This is a genomic window from Thauera propionica (genome assembly GCF_002245655.1).
Classification (GTDB): Bacteria; Pseudomonadota; Gammaproteobacteria; order Burkholderiales; family Rhodocyclaceae; genus Thauera; species Thauera propionica.
The window spans coordinates 257,583-273,883 of the sequence record NZ_NOIH01000015.1; the positions used below are offsets into that span (position 1 = coordinate 257,583).

At 65.8% G+C, this 16,301-nt stretch carries 17 protein-coding genes and 1 pseudogene; 14 read left to right on the forward strand and 4 right to left on the reverse strand.

The annotated features are described in order from the left end of the window. Positions 1-77 precede the first annotated feature (77 nt). Complete coding sequence (locus CGK74_RS14205; protein WP_240498731.1) at positions 78-998, reverse strand: Fic family protein; 921 nt, start codon at positions 996-998, stop codon at positions 78-80. Between the two features lie 358 nt (positions 999-1,356). On the opposite strand from CGK74_RS14205, the pseudogene CGK74_RS19575 reads away from it, so the two are divergent. The 12 genes and pseudogenes from CGK74_RS19575 to CGK74_RS14260 form a co-directional block, all read left to right on the forward strand. Continuing rightward, positions 1,357-1,830, forward strand: a pseudogene (locus CGK74_RS19575) (flagellin N-terminal helical domain-containing protein); the annotation flags it as partial. 300 nt (positions 1,831-2,130) lie between these two features. Next, positions 2,131-3,612 (forward strand): flagellin, encoded by a 1,482-nt coding sequence (locus CGK74_RS19405; protein WP_476718180.1) that lies wholly within the window; start codon positions 2,131-2,133, stop codon positions 3,610-3,612. Positions 3,613-3,696: 84 nt separating this feature from the next. Continuing rightward, positions 3,697-4,134: a flagellar protein FlaG gene (locus CGK74_RS14215; protein WP_240498732.1), complete on the forward strand. Its 438-nt coding sequence runs from the start codon at positions 3,697-3,699 to the stop codon at positions 4,132-4,134. A gap of 70 nt (positions 4,135-4,204) precedes the next feature. After that, positions 4,205-5,581, forward strand: coding sequence for a flagellar filament capping protein FliD (gene fliD, locus CGK74_RS14220; RefSeq protein ID WP_094269092.1), 1,377 nt, complete (start codon positions 4,205-4,207; stop codon positions 5,579-5,581). A 21-nt stretch (positions 5,582-5,602) separates the two neighbouring features. Further along, positions 5,603-6,025, forward strand: coding sequence for a flagellar export chaperone FliS (gene fliS / locus CGK74_RS14225; RefSeq protein ID WP_004292377.1), 423 nt, complete (start codon positions 5,603-5,605; stop codon positions 6,023-6,025). 10 nt (positions 6,026-6,035) lie between these two features. Then, the gene (locus CGK74_RS14230; protein WP_004292378.1) at positions 6,036-6,365 is read left to right on the forward strand and encodes a flagellar protein FliT; all 330 of its coding nucleotides are present in this window, start codon (positions 6,036-6,038) and stop codon (positions 6,363-6,365) included. A 37-nt stretch (positions 6,366-6,402) separates the two neighbouring features. Then, positions 6,403-7,527: a flagellar hook-length control protein FliK gene (locus CGK74_RS14235; protein ID WP_094269093.1), complete on the forward strand. Its 1,125-nt coding sequence runs from the start codon at positions 6,403-6,405 to the stop codon at positions 7,525-7,527. Further along, a complete protein-coding gene (locus CGK74_RS14240; protein ID WP_094269094.1) occupies positions 7,520-7,861 on the forward strand; it encodes an EscU/YscU/HrcU family type III secretion system export apparatus switch protein in 342 nt (113 codons plus the stop codon). The genes CGK74_RS14235 and CGK74_RS14240 overlap by 8 nt, the downstream gene beginning before the upstream one ends. An 85-nt stretch (positions 7,862-7,946) precedes the next feature. Further along, positions 7,947-8,726, forward strand: a complete 780-nt coding sequence (locus CGK74_RS14245) for a flagellar brake protein (protein ID WP_094269095.1) — start codon at positions 7,947-7,949, stop codon at positions 8,724-8,726. Between the two features lie 11 nt (positions 8,727-8,737). After that, the gene (locus tag CGK74_RS14250; RefSeq protein ID WP_094269096.1) at positions 8,738-9,520 is read left to right on the forward strand and encodes a flagellar brake protein; all 783 of its coding nucleotides are present in this window, start codon (positions 8,738-8,740) and stop codon (positions 9,518-9,520) included. 44 nt (positions 9,521-9,564) lie between these two features. Beyond that, positions 9,565-9,825, forward strand: coding sequence for a DUF6364 family protein (locus CGK74_RS14255; protein WP_094269097.1), 261 nt, complete (start codon positions 9,565-9,567; stop codon positions 9,823-9,825). Beyond that, on the forward strand, positions 9,822-10,256 hold the full coding sequence (locus CGK74_RS14260) for a TA system VapC family ribonuclease toxin (RefSeq protein WP_094269098.1): 435 nt from the start codon (positions 9,822-9,824) through the stop codon (positions 10,254-10,256). Before CGK74_RS14255 ends, CGK74_RS14260 begins: the two co-directional genes overlap by 4 nt. Before the next feature lie 93 nt (positions 10,257-10,349). Here CGK74_RS14260 and fliE read toward each other — a convergent pair whose 3' ends face one another. From fliE to CGK74_RS14275, 3 genes are all read right to left on the reverse strand, one after another. Further along, entirely contained in the window at positions 10,350-10,673 is a 324-nt protein-coding gene (fliE, locus tag CGK74_RS14265; RefSeq protein WP_094269151.1) for a flagellar hook-basal body complex protein FliE, read from the reverse strand. An 85-nt stretch (positions 10,674-10,758) separates the two neighbouring features. Then, complete coding sequence (locus CGK74_RS14270) at positions 10,759-12,237, reverse strand: sigma-54-dependent transcriptional regulator (protein WP_094269099.1); 1,479 nt, start codon at positions 12,235-12,237, stop codon at positions 10,759-10,761. After that, a complete protein-coding gene (locus CGK74_RS14275; protein WP_094269100.1) occupies positions 12,234-13,451 on the reverse strand; it encodes a sensor histidine kinase in 1,218 nt (405 codons plus the stop codon). The genes CGK74_RS14270 and CGK74_RS14275 overlap by 4 nt, the downstream gene beginning before the upstream one ends. A 131-nt stretch (positions 13,452-13,582) precedes the next feature. On the opposite strand from CGK74_RS14275, the gene fliF reads away from it, so the two are divergent. Together fliF and fliG are read left to right on the forward strand one after the other, a co-directional pair. Beyond that, positions 13,583-15,286 carry a flagellar basal-body MS-ring/collar protein FliF gene (fliF, locus tag CGK74_RS14280; RefSeq protein WP_094269101.1) on the forward strand — a complete coding sequence of 568 codons (1,704 nt, stop codon included), beginning with the start codon at positions 13,583-13,585 and terminating at the stop codon, positions 15,284-15,286. Then, positions 15,283-16,284, forward strand: coding sequence for a flagellar motor switch protein FliG (fliG, locus tag CGK74_RS14285; RefSeq protein ID WP_094269102.1), 1,002 nt, complete (start codon positions 15,283-15,285; stop codon positions 16,282-16,284). The genes fliF and fliG overlap by 4 nt, the downstream gene beginning before the upstream one ends. The last annotated feature ends 17 nt before the right edge of the window (positions 16,285-16,301 follow it).

The following is a 16,301-nucleotide window of genomic DNA, read 5'->3' on the forward strand; positions in this document are numbered from 1 at the left end:
GCGGCATGAAAATGCCGGCGGGGCTTTTTTCGTTCGCAGTCAGGCAGAACAGGGACTAACGCCGCCCCTCGGGCAGATCACTTCAGCCCGTACCATGCACCGCGCCCGCTGCCCTGCTGCTCAAGGTGTCCGCGTTCGACCAGGTTCCGGAAATGCTGCTTCAGCGTGTTGCGGCTGGCGCCCGTCAACCTGATGGCATCGCCAATCGTCACGCGCCCATGCTCGCGCGCGAACTCCACAATCTGCAGTGACAGCTCGGGCAGCGCGGACAACACGATCCTTTCACGCTCGACCTTCTTCTCCAGCCGCCGCACCTGCTCGGCCAGTGACCGGAGGAAGAACACCAGCCACGGCGCCCAGTCCGGGGCTTCGGTACGGATCGTGCGCTGTGTCTGGCGCAGCGCGAGGTAATAGGCCTCCTTGTTCACCTCGATCACGCTCTCGAGCGAGCTGTAGGGCACATAGGCATAGCCCGCCTGCAGCAGCAGCAAGGTCGTGAGCACCCGGCTCAACCGTCCATTGCCATCCTGGAACGGATGGATCTCCAGAAACACCACCACGAAGATCGCGATAACCAGCAGGGCGTGCAGATACCCCTTCTCCCGCTCCTGATTCACCCACGACACCAGCTCGCCCATCAGGCGTGGCGTATCGAATGGCGTCGCGGTCTCGAAGACGATGCCGATCTGCGCGCCATTTTCATCGAATGCAGCAACGCTGTTCGAGTTGGTCTTGTATTGCCCGCGGTGACGCGCGTCCTTCTCGCTGTGGCGCAGCAGGATCTGATGCAACTGCTTGATGTGATTCTCGTTGAACGGAATGTCCTGCCATGCGCCGAAGACCAGATCCATCAACTCGGCGTAACCGGCCGCCTCCTGCTCGTCGCGGGTGTCGAAAGACTGGATGGCGAGATTGGACAGCAAACGCTCCACCTCACGATCGCTCAAGCTGCTGCCCTCGATGCGGGTCGACGAACCAATACTCTCGATGGTCGCCACCCGCCGCAGGGCCGAGAGACGATCAGGCGCCAGCGTGCCCAGGGCTCGCCATGCGCCCTTGAACTCATCGATGCGAGCGATCAGGCGCAGGACCTCGGGACTGATCTGGAGAGTGTCTATCCGTAACATGCGCCCAATATTACACCCATTAACACCCATTAATGCGGTACGCACCCGCTGAATGGGCGTTAATGGGTAAGTTTTTGGGTGCCGCCAACCCGAAGCCAAAAACCCCTAAAGAAATTCCGCCGCCACCCGTTAATGGGTTCAACGGCACACAGACCACGCAACAATCGGTTGTCCGAGAGGGCGTTCAGGCCGGGTAATTCGAAGTTCTTCCATTCTTCAGGAGAAGATCATGGCTGCAGTCATCAACACCAACGTCCAGTCGCTCAATGCCCAACGCAACCTGAGCTCCTCGCAGTCCTCGCTGGCCACCTCGCTGACCCGCCTGTCCTCCGGCCTGCGCATCAACAGCGCCAAGGACGACGCCGCCGGCCTCGCCATCTCCGACCGCATGTCGGCCCAGATTCGCGGCCTGAACCAGGCCGTGCGCAACAGCAACGACGGCATTTCGCTGGCGCAGACGGCTGAAGGCGCGCTATCCGAATCGGGCAACATCCTGCAGCGCATCCGCGAACTGGCCGTGCAGTCCGCCAACTCGACCAACTCCGCGTCAGACCGCCAGGCGCTGAACTCGGAAGTGAATCAGCTCGTTTCCGAACTGGACCGCATCGCCAACACCACCAGCTTCAACGGTCTGAAACTGCTCGACGGCTCCTTCACCGCCCAGACCTTCCAGGTGGGGGCGGATGCGCGCCAGACCATCAACGTGAACGTGGGTGCAGCGACCACTGATCGGATCGGTATCAACAAGGTTAATAGCAATAATGCAGTAGCCAGCGACGCGATCACAGCGGCGACCTACGGCAATACCGGCGTGACAGTTGATGGTGCCGGAAAGGTTGGCAGCGGCGGCGCCAATGCTGCAGCCAACCTTGCTGCCGCTCAGGCCGCAGCCTCTCCGGCACAGACCTTGACCTTCGGCAAGGCTGACGGGTCGACGGTGGATGTAGAGGTCACCACCGCTGGCATGTCTGCAGCAGGTATTGCCGGTGCGATTGATGGAGAAATGAGTGCGCCTGGCACGGCCACCTACGGTAGCAACAGCGTATCGCTGAGCTTTGATGTTGCCAACTGGGAAACGGGCGACGCAATTACGCTGGACGTCAGCGGTGAGACCTTTTCCGTCACGGCAGGGGCAACCCCAGACTTCGAGGCAGAACTGGGGGCCGCAGCAACTCAACTTCAGACGGATCTGAACACCTCATTCGGAGCCAATAGTTTTACTGTCACCGCAGATGGCAACACACTGACCATCACAGCAGCAAACGGCACTACCGGTGCCAATACCGGACACAACATCGAACTGTCTGCACTGACAGTGACAGAGGATGCCGGTACAAACCTCTCCGCCAGCGTCAGCTTCACCGGAGCCAACAATACAACCGGCTCCCTGGACTCCGGCGAAGCCTATGTCCAGACCGCTTCGCTGAGCTACGAGATCAACGACACCGACAGCGCACTGTTCACCAGCCTGAGCTCAACCGCTTCCGGCAGCAGCGCCGAGCTTGTTGCTTTCGGCAACACGGCTTCCGGTGCCAACAACGTCGCGGCCCAGCAACTGACCATCAACGGCCAGGTTCAGGAGAAGGTCGACATCGCCGCGGGCGCCGATGCCAAAGCCATCGCCGGCGCGATCAATGCCGTCGCCGACAAGACCGGTGTGCAGGCCAGCGCACGCACCACCGCGACCCTCAGCGATGTTTCCACGGCCGGCGTGATCTCGTTCAACCTCAACGGAACGGATGTGTCCGCCAACATTAGTGACGTCAATAATCTGACGAATCTGGCCGACGCCATCAACAGCCAGACGTCGAAGACCGGCGTGACGGCAAAGCTCAGCGTCGAGAAGGATGCAATCGAACTGGTCGCGGAGGATGGTCGCGACATCAAGATCGCCGACTTCAACAACTCCAGCGTCGATGGCACCGACGTGACCAGCGCCACCATGAAAGTTCAGGGCGGGATCGGCGACGACAAGAGCGGTTTGGCAACGGTACTGCGTGACACCAATACCACCGAGGGTGCTACGGATACCGATACCGACTCGACCACCATCGGCGGCAACGTCGAACTGAAGGCGGCCGGCGGCTACTTCAGTGTCTCGAGCAACAAGGCGGATGATGAAGGCGGTCTGTTCTCCGGCGCGGTCGATGAACTGCAGGCGGGCGATCTGAAATCGGTCAATAAGATCGACATCTCCACCGTCGCCGGTGCGACCGATGCCCTGGACGTGATCGACGGCGCGCTGTCGCGCATCAACAGCATCCGCGCCGACCTCGGTGCCGTGCAGAACCGCTTCGAGTCGACCATCGCCAACCTCAACACCTCGACCGAGAACCTGTCTGCCGCCCGCAGCCGCATCCGCGACACCGACTTCGCCGCGGAAACCGCCAACCTGACCCGCTCGCAGATCCTGCAGCAGGCCGGTACGGCGATGCTGGCCCAGGCCAACGCGCTGCCGAACAACGTGCTGAGTCTGCTCGGCTAACCGGCTGGCGTTGTAAGGCCACTTGGCTGATCCGGGGCGCAGGGCGACAATGCTCTGCGCCCCTTCTTGCTTGAGGAGTACGACATGAACGTGCAACCGACAGGCACCACGGCAAACATGCTGGCCGTGACGCCGCCGCCCTCGTCGCCCACTTCGCCGACAGGCGAGCGCAGTGCCGACGCGCTGGCCGCCAGCTTGCGCCGCAGCGAAGCGCAAGCGGGTGGCGGCACCGCGATGCCGGTGGACCCGATGCAGGCGGTGAGCGCTACCGAGCGCAGCGACAAGACCGAACCCGACATGCGCAAGCAGGTCGAAAAGGCGGTGGACGACGTGCAGCGCTTTGTGGAGACGATGAACAACAGCCTGCAGTTCAGCATCGACGACGATTCGGGCCGTACGGTCGTCAAGGTGGTGGACAAGCAGACCGACGAAGTGCTGCGCCAGATTCCGTCCGAAGAGATGCTGGACATCGCGCGCGCACTGGGCAAGCTGAAGGGCCTGCTGGTAGAGCAGAAGGTCTGATTCTTGCTTTTGCATCTGGACCGGCAAGGCCGGTTCGCATGCAGAGAATGAAATTCACAGGAGAAACGTCATGGCTTCGTCCCTTTCCGTTGGTGGCCTCGGTTCCGGCATCGATGTCAGTGGCATCGTCGGCCAGCTCATGGAGATCGAGCGGCAGCCGCTGTCCGCCCTCGACAAGAAGGAAGCCAGCTTCCAGGCAGAGATTTCGGCTTTTGGCTCGCTCAAGAGTTCGCTGTCCACGCTGCAGAACGCGATCGCCGGCCTCAAGGTGCCGGTGGGCGGCAACGCGCTGGACTTCTACTCTACCTACAAGGGCACGCTGTCGGACGAGGGCATTGCCAGCATCACCGCCGGCGACGGCACGGTGCCGGGCAACTATTCGCTCGAAGTCACCCAGCTGGCGAAGGAAAACCGCCTGATTTCTGCCGCGGGCGCCAGCATCGGCACCGGCGAGCTGACGATCTCGCTCGGCTCGGCCGACGGCTCAACCACGACCAGGAGCACCACGGTGAGCATCGGCAACGGTAGCCTCACGTCCGTACGCGACGCCATCAACGGCGCCAACGCCGGCGTGACGGCCGCGGTGATCAACGGCGATGCCGGCCCGCAACTGGTGCTGACGGCCAACGAGGGCGGCTCGAATCAGTTCATCAGCCTGTCGGGCGTGAGCGGGCTGGACTACTCGCCCGCCACGCCTACCGCCAACTTCACCGAACAGCAGGCGCCGCAGAGCGCGCTGATCAAGCTCAACGGCGTGACGATCGAGTCGCAGAGCAACAAGGTGACGGACGCGCTGGAAGGGGTGACCATCGACCTGAAGAAGGCGACCGAGGCCGACACGCCGGTCACGCTGACCCTGACGCGCGACACGTCCAGCATCAACAAGGCGCTCGAGAAGTTCGTGAGCGCCTACAACGAATACAACACCCTGGTGCGCGACCTGGGCGGCTACAACGCCAGCACCGAGAAGGCCGGCACCCTGCTGGGCGATTCGGCGCTGCGCGGCGCGGACGCCAAGATGCGCTCGATGCTGTCGAGCGTGCCCGCCGAGCTGGCGGGGATGGACAAGAAGACGCTGTCCGACATCGGCATCTCCATCCAGAAGGACGGCAGCCTGAAGCTGGACAGCGCCAAGCTGGACAAGGCGCTGGCGGCAGATTTTGCCGGCGTGGCCAAGGTGGCGGCGGGCTACGGACGCTCGATGGACGGCATCATCACCGGCCTGATCGGCTCTGAAGGCATGATCACCGGCAAGATGACCGGCCTGCAGGATTCCATCACCGACATCGGCAAGCAGCGTCAGACGCTGGAGCGCCGCCTGGAGAGCACCGAGGCTCGCTACAAGGCGCAGTTCACCGCGCTGGACACCCTGGTGTCGGGGATGATGCAGACGAGCAATTATCTTGAACAGCAGCTCGCCTCGCTGGCCAACCTCAACAAGAAGTAAGCGTTTACAGAGGTCAAGATCATGTTTGGTAGCTCCTTTGGCCGCGCCAACGCCTATGCCCGCATCGGCGTGGAAACCGGCGTCAGCACGGCAGACCCGCATACACTCATCCTGATGCTGTACGACGGCGCAGTGATGGCGGTGACTGCGGCCGGTGTGGCGATGGACAACAAGCAGATTCCGGTCAAGGGGGAGAAGATCTCCAAGGCGATCGAGATCATCACCAACGGCCTGAAGGTGAGCCTGGACATGAACGCCGGCGGTGAGCTGGCCGAGCGCCTGGCCGCGCTGTACGACTACATGGCCGACCGCCTGCTGTATGCCAACCTGCACAACAACCGCGCCGCGCTGGACGAGGTGAACGGGCTGCTGTGCAGCCTGCGCGACACCTGGCGCGAAATCAGCCCCGGCAAGACGGCCGCCGCGACTGCGGCGAGCGCCTGAGGACACACGGATGCAAACCGAACTCGCCACCCTCAGAACCCTGCTCGCACGCTATGAAGCCATGCTGGTGCTGGCGGAGCAGAACGACTGGGACGCCATGACCGGACTTGAGCAGGAGTGCGAAGCGCTGCGCGCCAGCCTGCAACGTGCCGGCGACCTGAGCGCGAACGCCCGCGCCGAAGACCTGCCCGCCTTGCGCGATACGCTGCAGGCCATCCTCGAGGTGGACGCGCGCATCCGCGAGCACACCGTGCCCTGCCTCGAGAGCACCCGGCAACTGCTGGCCGGTGCGGTCAAGCACCGCAACGTCCGCAACGCCTACGGCGCCGGACTCGGCTAGCCCTCGGCCTGGCCACCGCCGGCGTGCCTGACTCGCCATGATCCCCGCCGACCTCGCCGCCCGCCTGCGCCTCATCAACGAGGCGAGCTTCTTCAACACCGAGCCGCCGGTCGCCGGGCTGCAGCGCGCGCGAGAGATCCAGGCGCAACTGCCCGAGCTGGTGCCGGGCCAGCGCTTCTTCGCCACCCTGCAGCGCACGCTGCCCGATGGCACCTTCCGCGCGATCGTGGCGGGGCAGCAGATGACGCTGTCGCTCAATACCGCCGCCAAATCCGGCGACACGCTGGAACTGGAAGTCTCGCAAGTCACCCCGCGCGCCGTGTTTGCGCGCATCGTCGGCGCAGAGACGGCGGCGAACGCGAACGCCTCGGCCCAGCCGGCGCTGAGCCAGACCGGGCGGCTGATCAGCTTCCTGCTCACCGGGCAGCCTACGCCGCAGCCGGCAAGCCTTGCCGCCAACCAGCCCCTGCTCGCCTCCCCGCCCACCAGTGGCGCCCAGCTGGCGCCGCTGCTGCGTCAGGCGCTGGGACAGAGCGGTCTGTTCTACGAGTCCCATCAGGCTCAGTGGGTGATGGGCGCACGGGACACCGCCAGCCTGATGCGCGAGCCACAGGCACAGGCTGCCGCCGCACAGACGGCGACTGGCCGGCCCGCCGGCACGCCCGCCCCTGCGACGTCGACGCCACAGACTGCGGCGCCCAACGCCCAGGCCGCCGCAGCCGAAGGCGGCGAACACGCCGGCGCCGCCGCGCGTGCCGCGACGGACGAAGCTGCGCCGGTGCGCGCCAACCCGATCCCGGAACGTCTGCTGCCGCTGGTCCACCAGCAGCTCGACGCCCTGGCCACAAACCAGTACGTGTGGCAGGGCCAGGCCTGGCCGGGGCAGCAGATGGAATGGGTCATCGAAGATCCCGAGCGCGACGGCCGCGAGGGCGAAGCATCGGACCCCGGCTGGAACACCACGCTGCGCCTGACGCTGCCGCGGCTGGGCAACATCGAGGCCCAGATGCACCTGACCGCCGCGGGTATTGCGCTGCGACTGCGTACCGACGACGAGACCACGATCGCCGCACTCGACGCCAACGCCGCCGCCCTGGCCTCCGCGCTCGAAGCCGCCAACGTCAAGCTGACCGGCCTGGTCGTGGAGCGCCAGCATGAGTGACGCCAAGTCCGGCCGCAGCGAAGCCGTCGCCCTCGCCTACACGGCCGGCGAGGCCGCGCCACGCGTCGTCGCCAAGGGCAAGGGGGTGGTGGCGCGCGAGATCCTCGAACGCGCACGCGAGGCCGGCGTGTATGTGCATGAGTCGCCCGAACTGGTGAGCCTGCTGATGCAGGTCGACCTCGACGCCCGCATCCCGCCCCAGCTCTACATCGCCGTGGCCGAGCTGCTGGCCTGGCTGTACCGCGTCGAGCAGGGCGGCGAGGCCGGCCCGGCGCCGGCAGCGCACGATCTGCCGGAATCCCTGCGCCCCGGAACGGGCAATGCACCACAGTGAGGCACGCTGGCGGCCAGTCGTGCTATAAGCATCGACGACCTCAATGATGAGCGGCACGACACGCCGCACCGCCACCCCACCATCCATGGCGATCGAACAAGAGCTGACCCGCGTCGAACTGCTGCAGGCCGACGACGTCTCGAAATACGTGCTGAAGAATGAACGCGAGATCCTGTCCATCATGCGGCAGCTCGTCGACGCGCGTTCGCTGGTCAGCGCGCGGCTCGTACCGGGAACCGATGCCTTCCTCAGCGCCATTCTGCGCGTCGCCGACGACGGACATTCGCTGATACTCGACGGCAGCCCCGACGTGCTGATGAACGACCGCATCGAGCGGGCCGCCCAGCTCGACTGCGTGACCCAGCTGGACAAGGTGCGGATCCAGTTCCGCCTCGAGCGGCCGACGCTGGAGGCCTTCGGCAGCAGCCCTGCGTTCCGCGCTCCGCTGCCCGGCGAGTTGTTGCGTCTGCAGCGACGGGAGTTCTACCGTCTGCAGGCGCCCGTCACCCAATCGCTCACCTGCACCGTGCCCCTGCCCGAAGCCGGCGGCAGCATGCGCGAGATGACGCTGCGCATCATCGACATCAGCGGCGGCGGCATCGCCATTGCGGTACCGCCCGAAGGCGTGCCCTTCGCCCCGGGGAGCGAGTTCGCCGGTTGCCAGATCCGGCTACCCGACAGTGCACCGATTCCCGCACGCCTGATCGTGCGCAACCTGTTCCGCCTGACGACCCGCAACGGCGTCGAGATGCTGCGCGCGGGCTGCGAGTTCTCGGACATGCCGCGCGGCGCCGACGAGATCATCCAGCGCTACATCCTCAAAATCGAACGTGAACGCAGTGCGCGCCAGCGCGCGCTGGGCTAATCCGACACACCATGACCATGAACGCCGAGAACACCCCGGCCCCCATCGACACCGATCGTGACGACACGGTCGCAAAGTTCGTCCTCAGCGGCCGCCGGCAGATCCGCCAGTTGCTGCAGGAGTTGATCGATCGTCACGCGCTGATCGGCGGCCACTTCGGCAGCGGCGGCTCCTTCCTGACCGCGCTGCTCGAACTGTCCGACGACGAGGAAACGATCACGCTCGACGCCAGCCCGGATCCCGAGACCCACCGCCGCGTGCTGTCCGCCTCGAAGCTGCTGTGCGTCACCCAGCTCGACCGCATCCGCATCCAGTTCGCGCTGCACGACCTCGATGAAGGCCGCCAGGACGGGCGCAACGTGCTCTACGCGCCCGTGCCCACCGAGATGCTGCGCCTGCAGCGCCGCGACGCCTTCCGTCTGCCGGTGCCGCTGAGCCACGCGGCGACCTGTCTGATCAGGACGAAGGGTGTGGCGGAACCGAAGGTGGAGGTGGTGGGCCGCCTGCTCGACGTCAGCGTGGGGGGCATCGCGCTGCAGCTTCCGCCAGACGTCGCCGAGTTCGTCATCGGCAGCCGGCTCGAGGACTGTCAGCTGCGCTTGCCCAACATCGACCCGATCCCGCTGCAGCTGCGCGTGTGCAATATCAGCCGCCAGGAACAGCGCAGCGGCGCGCTGATGCTGCGCATCGGCATGTCCTTCGCCGACCTGCCGCGCAGCGCGGAAAACGCCATCCAGCGCTACATCTTCAACACCGAACGCGAACGCAACGCACGGGAACGCGGCGGGCTGTAAACACTCTGCTACTCTATGCAGAAATCTGCATCAGGAGTTCAGCCATGAGAACCACGCTCGACATTGACGACAACCTGCTCAAGCAGGCCAAGCAACTCGCAGCGCGCGAACACACCAGCCTGACTCGCTTGATCGAGGAAGGCCTGGCTGCCCGTCTGCGCGGTACCGAACGCCCGCCCACCGAACCGGCCCGGATCCGTTTGCCGGTGTTTGCCGGACAGGGCGGGCTCCAACCGCACATCCGGGACGCCAAGCGCCACGAGGCCATGCTCGACGCACTCGACGACGCGGACGGCTTGCGGTGACGCCCGACGTCAACATCCTCGTCGCCGCCTCGCGGCAGGACCACCCACATCACACATCTGCCCTTGCCTGGCTCGAGCAGGCGATCGCGAACAGTGAAAGCGGCCCTGCTCTCGCGCTACTCCCCATGGTAGCGACCGGCTTCCTGCGACTGGTGACCCATCCGCGGGTCTTTGTGACCCCCACGCCGCTTGAAGATGCCCAGGCCTTTCTCGATGCCGTCCTCGCGGCCCCAGGCGTGAGCATGGTCTCACTCGGTGGCGAATGGGCGCACTTCACTGCGCTGTGTGCCCGTCACAGTCTGTCGGGTAACGCCATCCCAGACGCCTGGATCGCGGCCGCGGCACACCATCATCACCTGCATGTGGTGACTTTCGACAAGGGCTTTCGCAAGCTCCTCAAGCCCAGCATGGTCACTGTGCTCAAGGGCTGACCCACGCACTGATCGGCGGGCGGCCTGCAAAAAACCAAGGGCGCCAGCAGCGCCCTTGATAATCAGATACCTAGATCGAAAACCGCGCGAGCGTCAGACCGGCATGTTCATGATGTCCTGATACGCGGTAACCAGACGATTCCGGACCTGCACCATCTGCTGGAAGGACAGGCTCGCTTTTTGCAGGTTGACCATGACGTCCTGCAGGTTGACGTTGGGATCGCCGGCGGAGAAGTCCTGCGCCATCTGGCGCGCTTCGGACTGGGCGGCGCTGACGTCCTTCAGGGCATCGTTGAGAACATCCGCAAAGTTGACGCCGCCCGCCGCCTGCTCGGCAGCCCCTGCAGGCTTGCCTTGCGCAGTCTGGGATACCGAGCGCAGTTCGCTCAACATCTGGTCGATTCCACGGGTGTCCATGCTCATTCCCCGGCCTTTGCGTTTCTGTTGACGTCAGTCTAGCAGAGCAAAGCCCATGCCACCGGTCCAAATGTCGCACCGCCGCTCACACGTCGTAGCCCTCGTCGCGGTACTGCTGCAGCTTGTAGCGCAGCGTTCTCTCCGAAATTCCCAGCTTTTCGACGGTTTTCTTGCGTGATCCACCCATTTCGCGCAGCGTGGAAAGGATGTGCTCTCGCTCTAGGTCCTTCATGTTGGCCGGCCGAACGGCCAGGTGATCGTGCGCCGTAACGCTTGCCTGAGGGGGCGGCACTGCGGGGGAAGCGGCAAAGCTTGCCGCAAGAGCGGCAGGATTTGCCGGCGAAACGACCTGAGATGCGGGCGCGGTCGCCGCAAATGCGGCTTGGACCGGCGGGGGTGGCGCGGGCGATCCGGTCTGCGCCGGGGGGCCGCCGTTCCACTGCGGGAGGCACAGGCGCACCGTCTCAGGACTTACGGTATCGCCCGGCGTGAGGATCAGCATGCGGTGCAGCGTGTTTTCCAGCTCGCGCACATTGCCGGGCCAGGGGTAGCACGGCAGCAGCGCCTCGGCTTCGGGCGACAGTCGCGCCGGGCGCTTGAGCCTTGCGGCATGCTGGGCGAGGAAGTGGCGCGCCAGCGGCACGATGTCGCCCGGACGCTCGCGGAGCGCGGGAATGGCGATGGGGAAGACGTTGAGGCGGTAGTACAAGTCCTCGCGGAAACGCCCCGCCGCCACTTCCTTCTGCATGTCGCGGTTGCTGGTGGCCAGCACGCGGATGTCCAGAGCCACCGGTTTCTTGCCGCCGACGCGCTCGACCTCGCGCTCCTGCAGCACGCGCAGCAGCTTGGCCTGCAGGCCAAGCGGCATCTCCGAGATTTCGTCGAGCAGGATGGTGCCGCCCTGCGCCTGCTCGAACTTGCCCGGCTGCGACGCCTGCGCGCCGGTGAAGGCGCCCTTCTCGTAGCCGAACAGGGTGGCTTCGAGCAGGTTCTCGGGGATCGCCGCGCAGTTGATGGCGATGAAGGGACCGGAACGGCGGGGCGAATGGCTGTGGATATAACGCGCGAACACTTCCTTGCCGGTGCCGGACTCGCCGGACAGCAGCACGGTGGCGTCGGTCTCGGCCACGCGCGCCGCCAGCCCGAGCAGGTTGCGGGTGTGGGGGTCCTCGGCCACCGTGTCCTCGGCTGCGGGTGGCAAAGCGGCGTAGCGGCGCACGTTCTCCAGCAGCACCTCGGGCTCGAAGGGCTTCATCAGGAAGTCGCAGGCGCCGCCACGCATGGCCGCCACTGCCTTGTCCACGTCGCCATAGGCGGTCATCAGCAGGACCGGCAACTGGGGCTGGCGCAGGCGAATCTCGTGCAGCAACTCAAGGCCGTCCATCGGCTGCATGCGCAGGTCGGTGACGACGAGATTGAAGCGCTGGCGCTCAAGCTCGGCCAGCGCGGCCGGGCCGCCATCGACGCCGGTGACGCCATGGTGAGCCATCTCCAGCGTGAAGCAGACGGCATCGCGCAGTGCGGCGTCGTCCTCGACGACGAGGATATTGAGTTGTTCGATCATGGTGGCGGTGACGTCGGGTCAGTCGAAAGACAGCCTGCGGGCGCATCGAGCGACAGGGGCAGGCTGAGCGTGAAGGTGGAACCCTGCCCCGGCGCGGACCGCAGCAGGATGTCGCCGCCGTGCGCACGCGCGACGCCGCGCGCGATGGCCAGGCCGAGGCCGGTGCCTTCGGCACGCGTGGTGAAGAAAGGCTCGAACAGGCGCTCCTGCAACTCCGGCGGGATGCCGCGACCGTCATCGCTGACCTCGAAACGCACTGCGGCCACACCCAGCCCGCTTGCAGCCGCGGGCAGCAGGGCAACGTCGAAACGGACATGACCGCCAGCCTCGCTGGCCTGGATGGCATTCTCGAGCAGGTTGGTCAGCGCGCCGCCGAGCGCCTTGCGGTCGCCGACGAGTTCGGTGCCGTCGCAACCGCAGTGCGCCGCGAAGGCGATCTGGCGCGCCCTCGCCAGCGGCTCCAGGGTATGCACCAGTTCCGCCGCCAGGTCGCACACGTCGAAGCGCTGGCGTCCCAGACTGTCGCCGCGGGCAAACAGCAGCATGTCTCGGATCAGGCGTTCGAGGTAGCGCAAACGCTCGAGCGCACGGTCGGCAACGCTGGCGCGCTGCGCGGGGTCCAGCTCGGGCTGGCGCAGGTTGCCCGTATAGAGCAGTGCAGCCGCCAGCGGGGTGCGCAGCTGGTGCGCGAGTCCCGCCACCATCTCCCCCATCGCCGCGAGGCGCTCGTTGCGCTCGGAGGCGAGGCGCATGCGGTGGGTGTCGGTAATGTCGTGCAGCAGCACGATGCGTTCGTCGCCCGACTCCAGCGCGGACTCGGACACCGACAGGCGCCGCACATCGTCGCCCTCGGCCCCCGCCTCCGCCACCAGCGTCAGTTCGCCCGGCGTCTCGGTGGGCTGCAGGCGCGTCCAGGCGGCCTGCCACGCCGAGCCGACCAGCGCACCGCCGAACAGCGCCTCGGCCGCGCGATTGACCTGCACGACCTCCCCCGCCCGGTCGACCACGACCACCGCCGCGGGCAGCGCACCCATGAGGACCGTGAGGCGCTCGGTCAGCTGGCCGACCTGCGCCTGCAGCGCGTTGTAGGCGGTCGACAGCTCCTCGGAGGCGCGGTTGAACAGCGCGAAAGCCTCGGCCAGCTGGGCAGCATCGAGCGGCGCGGTTGGCGTTCCGGCAGGAGATTGGCTGAGATCCGTATTCACGCCCTGCACTCTAGTCGTCGTTCGCGCTATGTTAGGCGGCAAACAGGCGGCAAAAAATGCCGCTATTCACGCGACCATGCTTGCGCGCGCCGCGTGACAATGCGTCCATCCGAAAAAGTGGACCCCAAGGACCCGCCGTCATGGCCACTGCTGAAAACACCGCCGAGATGCCCATCGGGGGCGCGCCCCCCGCGGAGCCGACTCGCCTGCAGCAGGCGCTGCAGAACATCAACGCCCTGTCGCAGCGCCAGAAGCTTGCCGCGGCCGGCGCCATTGCGCTGGCCATCGCCCTTATCGCCGGCGTGCTGATGTGGAATCGCCCGCCAGACTACGCCGTGCTGTTCTCCAACCTGGACGAACGCGACGGCGGCCAGATCATTACCGCGCTGCAGCAGCAGAACGTGCCCTATCGCATGTCGCCCAGCGGCAACGCGATCATGGTGCCGACCGCACAGGTGCATGAGACCCGCCTGCGCCTGGCGGCCGAAGGCCTGCCCAAGGGCGGGCTGGCGGGCTTCGAGCTGATGGACGGGCAGAAGCTCGGCATCTCGCAGTTCAACGAGCAGATCAACTATCAGCGCGCGCTCGAAGGCGAGCTGTCACGCACCGTGCAGTCCATCGCTGCCGTGGCCAGCGCGCGCGTGCATCTGGCCATGCCCAAGCAGACCGCCTTCCTGCGCGACGACCAGAAGCCCACCGCATCGGTGATGGTCAACCTGCGCCCGGGCCGCGTGCTGGACGAAAACCAGGTCGCCGGCATCGTGCATCTGGTGTCGTCGAGCGTGCCGCGTATGACGGCCGAAGGCGTCAAGATCATCGACCAGAACGGCAAGCTACTGACCGAGCAGGGCGACCCCCTGATGCGCGCCGGTCTCAACGCCTCGCAGCTGCAGTACGTGCGCATGATGGAAGAAGGCTTCATCGAGCGCATCAACAACATCCTGATTCCGATCTTCGGCAAGGACAACTTCCGCGCCCAGGTCACGGCCGACGTCGACTTCAACCAGGTCGAGCAGACCGCCGAGACCTACAAGCCCAATCCCTCACCCGACCAGGCGATCCGCAGCCAGCAGACCACCGAGATCATCAACCCGCTGCAGGGCCCGCAGGGCGTGCCGGGCGCACTGACCAACCAGCCGCCGGTGCCTGCCACCGCGCCGCTGACGGCACCGGCCGTCGGCCCGGGCCAGCCGGGGGCACAGGGCGTCAACAGCAGCAACCGCAGCGCGGTGCTCAACTACGAGCTCGACCGCAACATCCAGCACATCAAGCAGTCAGTCGGCCAGCTCAAGCGCCTGTCGGTTGCGGTGGTGGTGAACAACCGGACCATCCCCAGCCCGGAAGGCACGCCGACCAACGTGCCGCTGACCGACGACGAGATCGCCCGCATCACCAACGTCGTGCGCGAGGCAGTGGGTTACAACGCCGACCGCGGCGACACCATCAACGTCGCCAACAACGCCTTTGCCGGCGCCGAGGGCGAAGCCGTGGTGCCGCTGTGGAAAGACCCGGAGATGGTCGAGCTCGGCCGCGAGGGCCTGAACTGGCTGCTCGTCCTTATCGCGATGCTGCTGGTGTACTTCGGCGTACTGCGCCCGCTGCTGCGCACGGTGGTGCCGCCGAAGGAGAAGAAGGAGAAGGAAGCGCCCGCCGAGCCCGGCCTGGCTGGGCTCGAGGGCGAGGAAGGCGAGGAAGGCGTGGTCGTGTCGCTGTCGCCGGAAGCCGAAGGCGACACCTACGAGGCCCGCCTGGCACGCGCCCGCGAACTGGCGCGCACCGATCCGAAGACGGTCGCCAACCTGATCAAGGAATGGATGGGCGTGACCGAGGAGAGCCGCAAGTGACCACCCCCGAAGAAGGCCTGGAGAAAGCCGCCCTGCTGCTGATGACACTCGGACCCGACGAGGCGGCTGAAGTACTCAAGCACCTCGGCCCGCGGGAAGTACAGCGCATCGGCATGAAGATGGCGAGCATGCCGCCGCAGGCCCGCAGCAAGGTCGATCCGCTGCTGATCGAGATGGTGGACCACTTCGGCAAGGGCGCGCTGATCGAGTCGGACGAGGAACAACTGCGCCTGATGCTGACCAAGGCGCTGGGCGACGAGCGCGCCAGCCATCTACTCGCGCGCATGATCCAGGGTTCGGACACGGCGGGCATCGAGAGCCTGAAGTGGATGGACGCCGGCACCGCGGCCGACCTGATCAAGAACGAACACCCGCAGATCATCGCCACCATCCTCGTTCACCTCGAATTCGACCAGGCTGGCGAGATTCTCAAGCACTTCAGCGACCGCCTGCGCAACGACGTGGTGCTGCGCATTGCCACGCTCGACGGGGTGCAGCCCACCGCCCTGCGCGAGCTCAACGACGCGCTGACGCGCATGCTGGCCGGCGCGTCTACGGTCAAGAAAGCCGCGATGGGGGGCGTGCGCCACGCAGCGGAGATCCTCAACTTCGTCGGTTCCGCGCAGGAGACGGCGGTCATCGACAACGTGCGCGAATACGATCCGGAGCTGGCGCAGAAGATCCTCGACGAAATGTTCGTGTTCGAGAACCTGCTCGACATCGATGACCGCGGCATCCAGACGATCCTGCGCGAAGTCCAGTCCGACTCGCTCATCGTCGCCCTCAAGGGCGCGCAGCCCGAACTGCGCGAGAAGATATTCAAGAACATGTCCAGCCGCGCCGCCGAGATGCTGCGCGAGGACCTGGAGTCGCGCGGCCCAGTGCGCCTGTCCGAGGTCGAGGCCGAGCAGAAGGAGATCCTCAAGATCGTCCGCCGCCTGGCGGAGGAAGGCCAGGTGATGATGGCGAGCAAGGGAGGCGACGATGGCTTCGTCTAAGCGCTGCACGCGGCACC

Excerpts from the sequence above, each read along its gene's own strand:
- CGK74_RS19405 (WP_476718180.1), top strand. The coding sequence starts at position 2,131 with ATGAGTGCGCCTGGCACGGCCACCTACGGTAGCAACAGCGTATCGCTG.
- CGK74_RS14215 (WP_240498732.1), top strand. The coding sequence starts at position 3,697 with ATGAACGTGCAACCGACAGGCACCACGGCAAACATGCTGGCCGTGACG.
- fliD (WP_094269092.1), top strand. The coding sequence starts at position 4,205 with ATGGCTTCGTCCCTTTCCGTTGGTGGCCTCGGTTCCGGCATCGATGTC.
- fliS (WP_004292377.1), top strand. The coding sequence starts at position 5,603 with ATGTTTGGTAGCTCCTTTGGCCGCGCCAACGCCTATGCCCGCATCGGC.
- CGK74_RS14230 (WP_004292378.1), top strand. The coding sequence starts at position 6,036 with ATGCAAACCGAACTCGCCACCCTCAGAACCCTGCTCGCACGCTATGAA.
- CGK74_RS14235 (WP_094269093.1), top strand. The coding sequence starts at position 6,403 with ATGATCCCCGCCGACCTCGCCGCCCGCCTGCGCCTCATCAACGAGGCG.
- CGK74_RS14240 (WP_094269094.1), top strand. The coding sequence starts at position 7,520 with ATGAGTGACGCCAAGTCCGGCCGCAGCGAAGCCGTCGCCCTCGCCTAC.
- CGK74_RS14245 (WP_094269095.1), top strand. The coding sequence starts at position 7,947 with ATGGCGATCGAACAAGAGCTGACCCGCGTCGAACTGCTGCAGGCCGAC.
- CGK74_RS14250 (WP_094269096.1), top strand. The coding sequence starts at position 8,738 with ATGACCATGAACGCCGAGAACACCCCGGCCCCCATCGACACCGATCGT.
- CGK74_RS14255 (WP_094269097.1), top strand. The coding sequence starts at position 9,565 with ATGAGAACCACGCTCGACATTGACGACAACCTGCTCAAGCAGGCCAAG.
- fliE (WP_094269151.1), bottom strand. The coding sequence starts at position 10,673 with ATGGACACCCGTGGAATCGACCAGATGTTGAGCGAACTGCGCTCGGTA.
- CGK74_RS14270 (WP_094269099.1), bottom strand. The coding sequence starts at position 12,237 with ATGATCGAACAACTCAATATCCTCGTCGTCGAGGACGACGCCGCACTG.
- fliF (WP_094269101.1), top strand. The coding sequence starts at position 13,583 with ATGGCCACTGCTGAAAACACCGCCGAGATGCCCATCGGGGGCGCGCCC.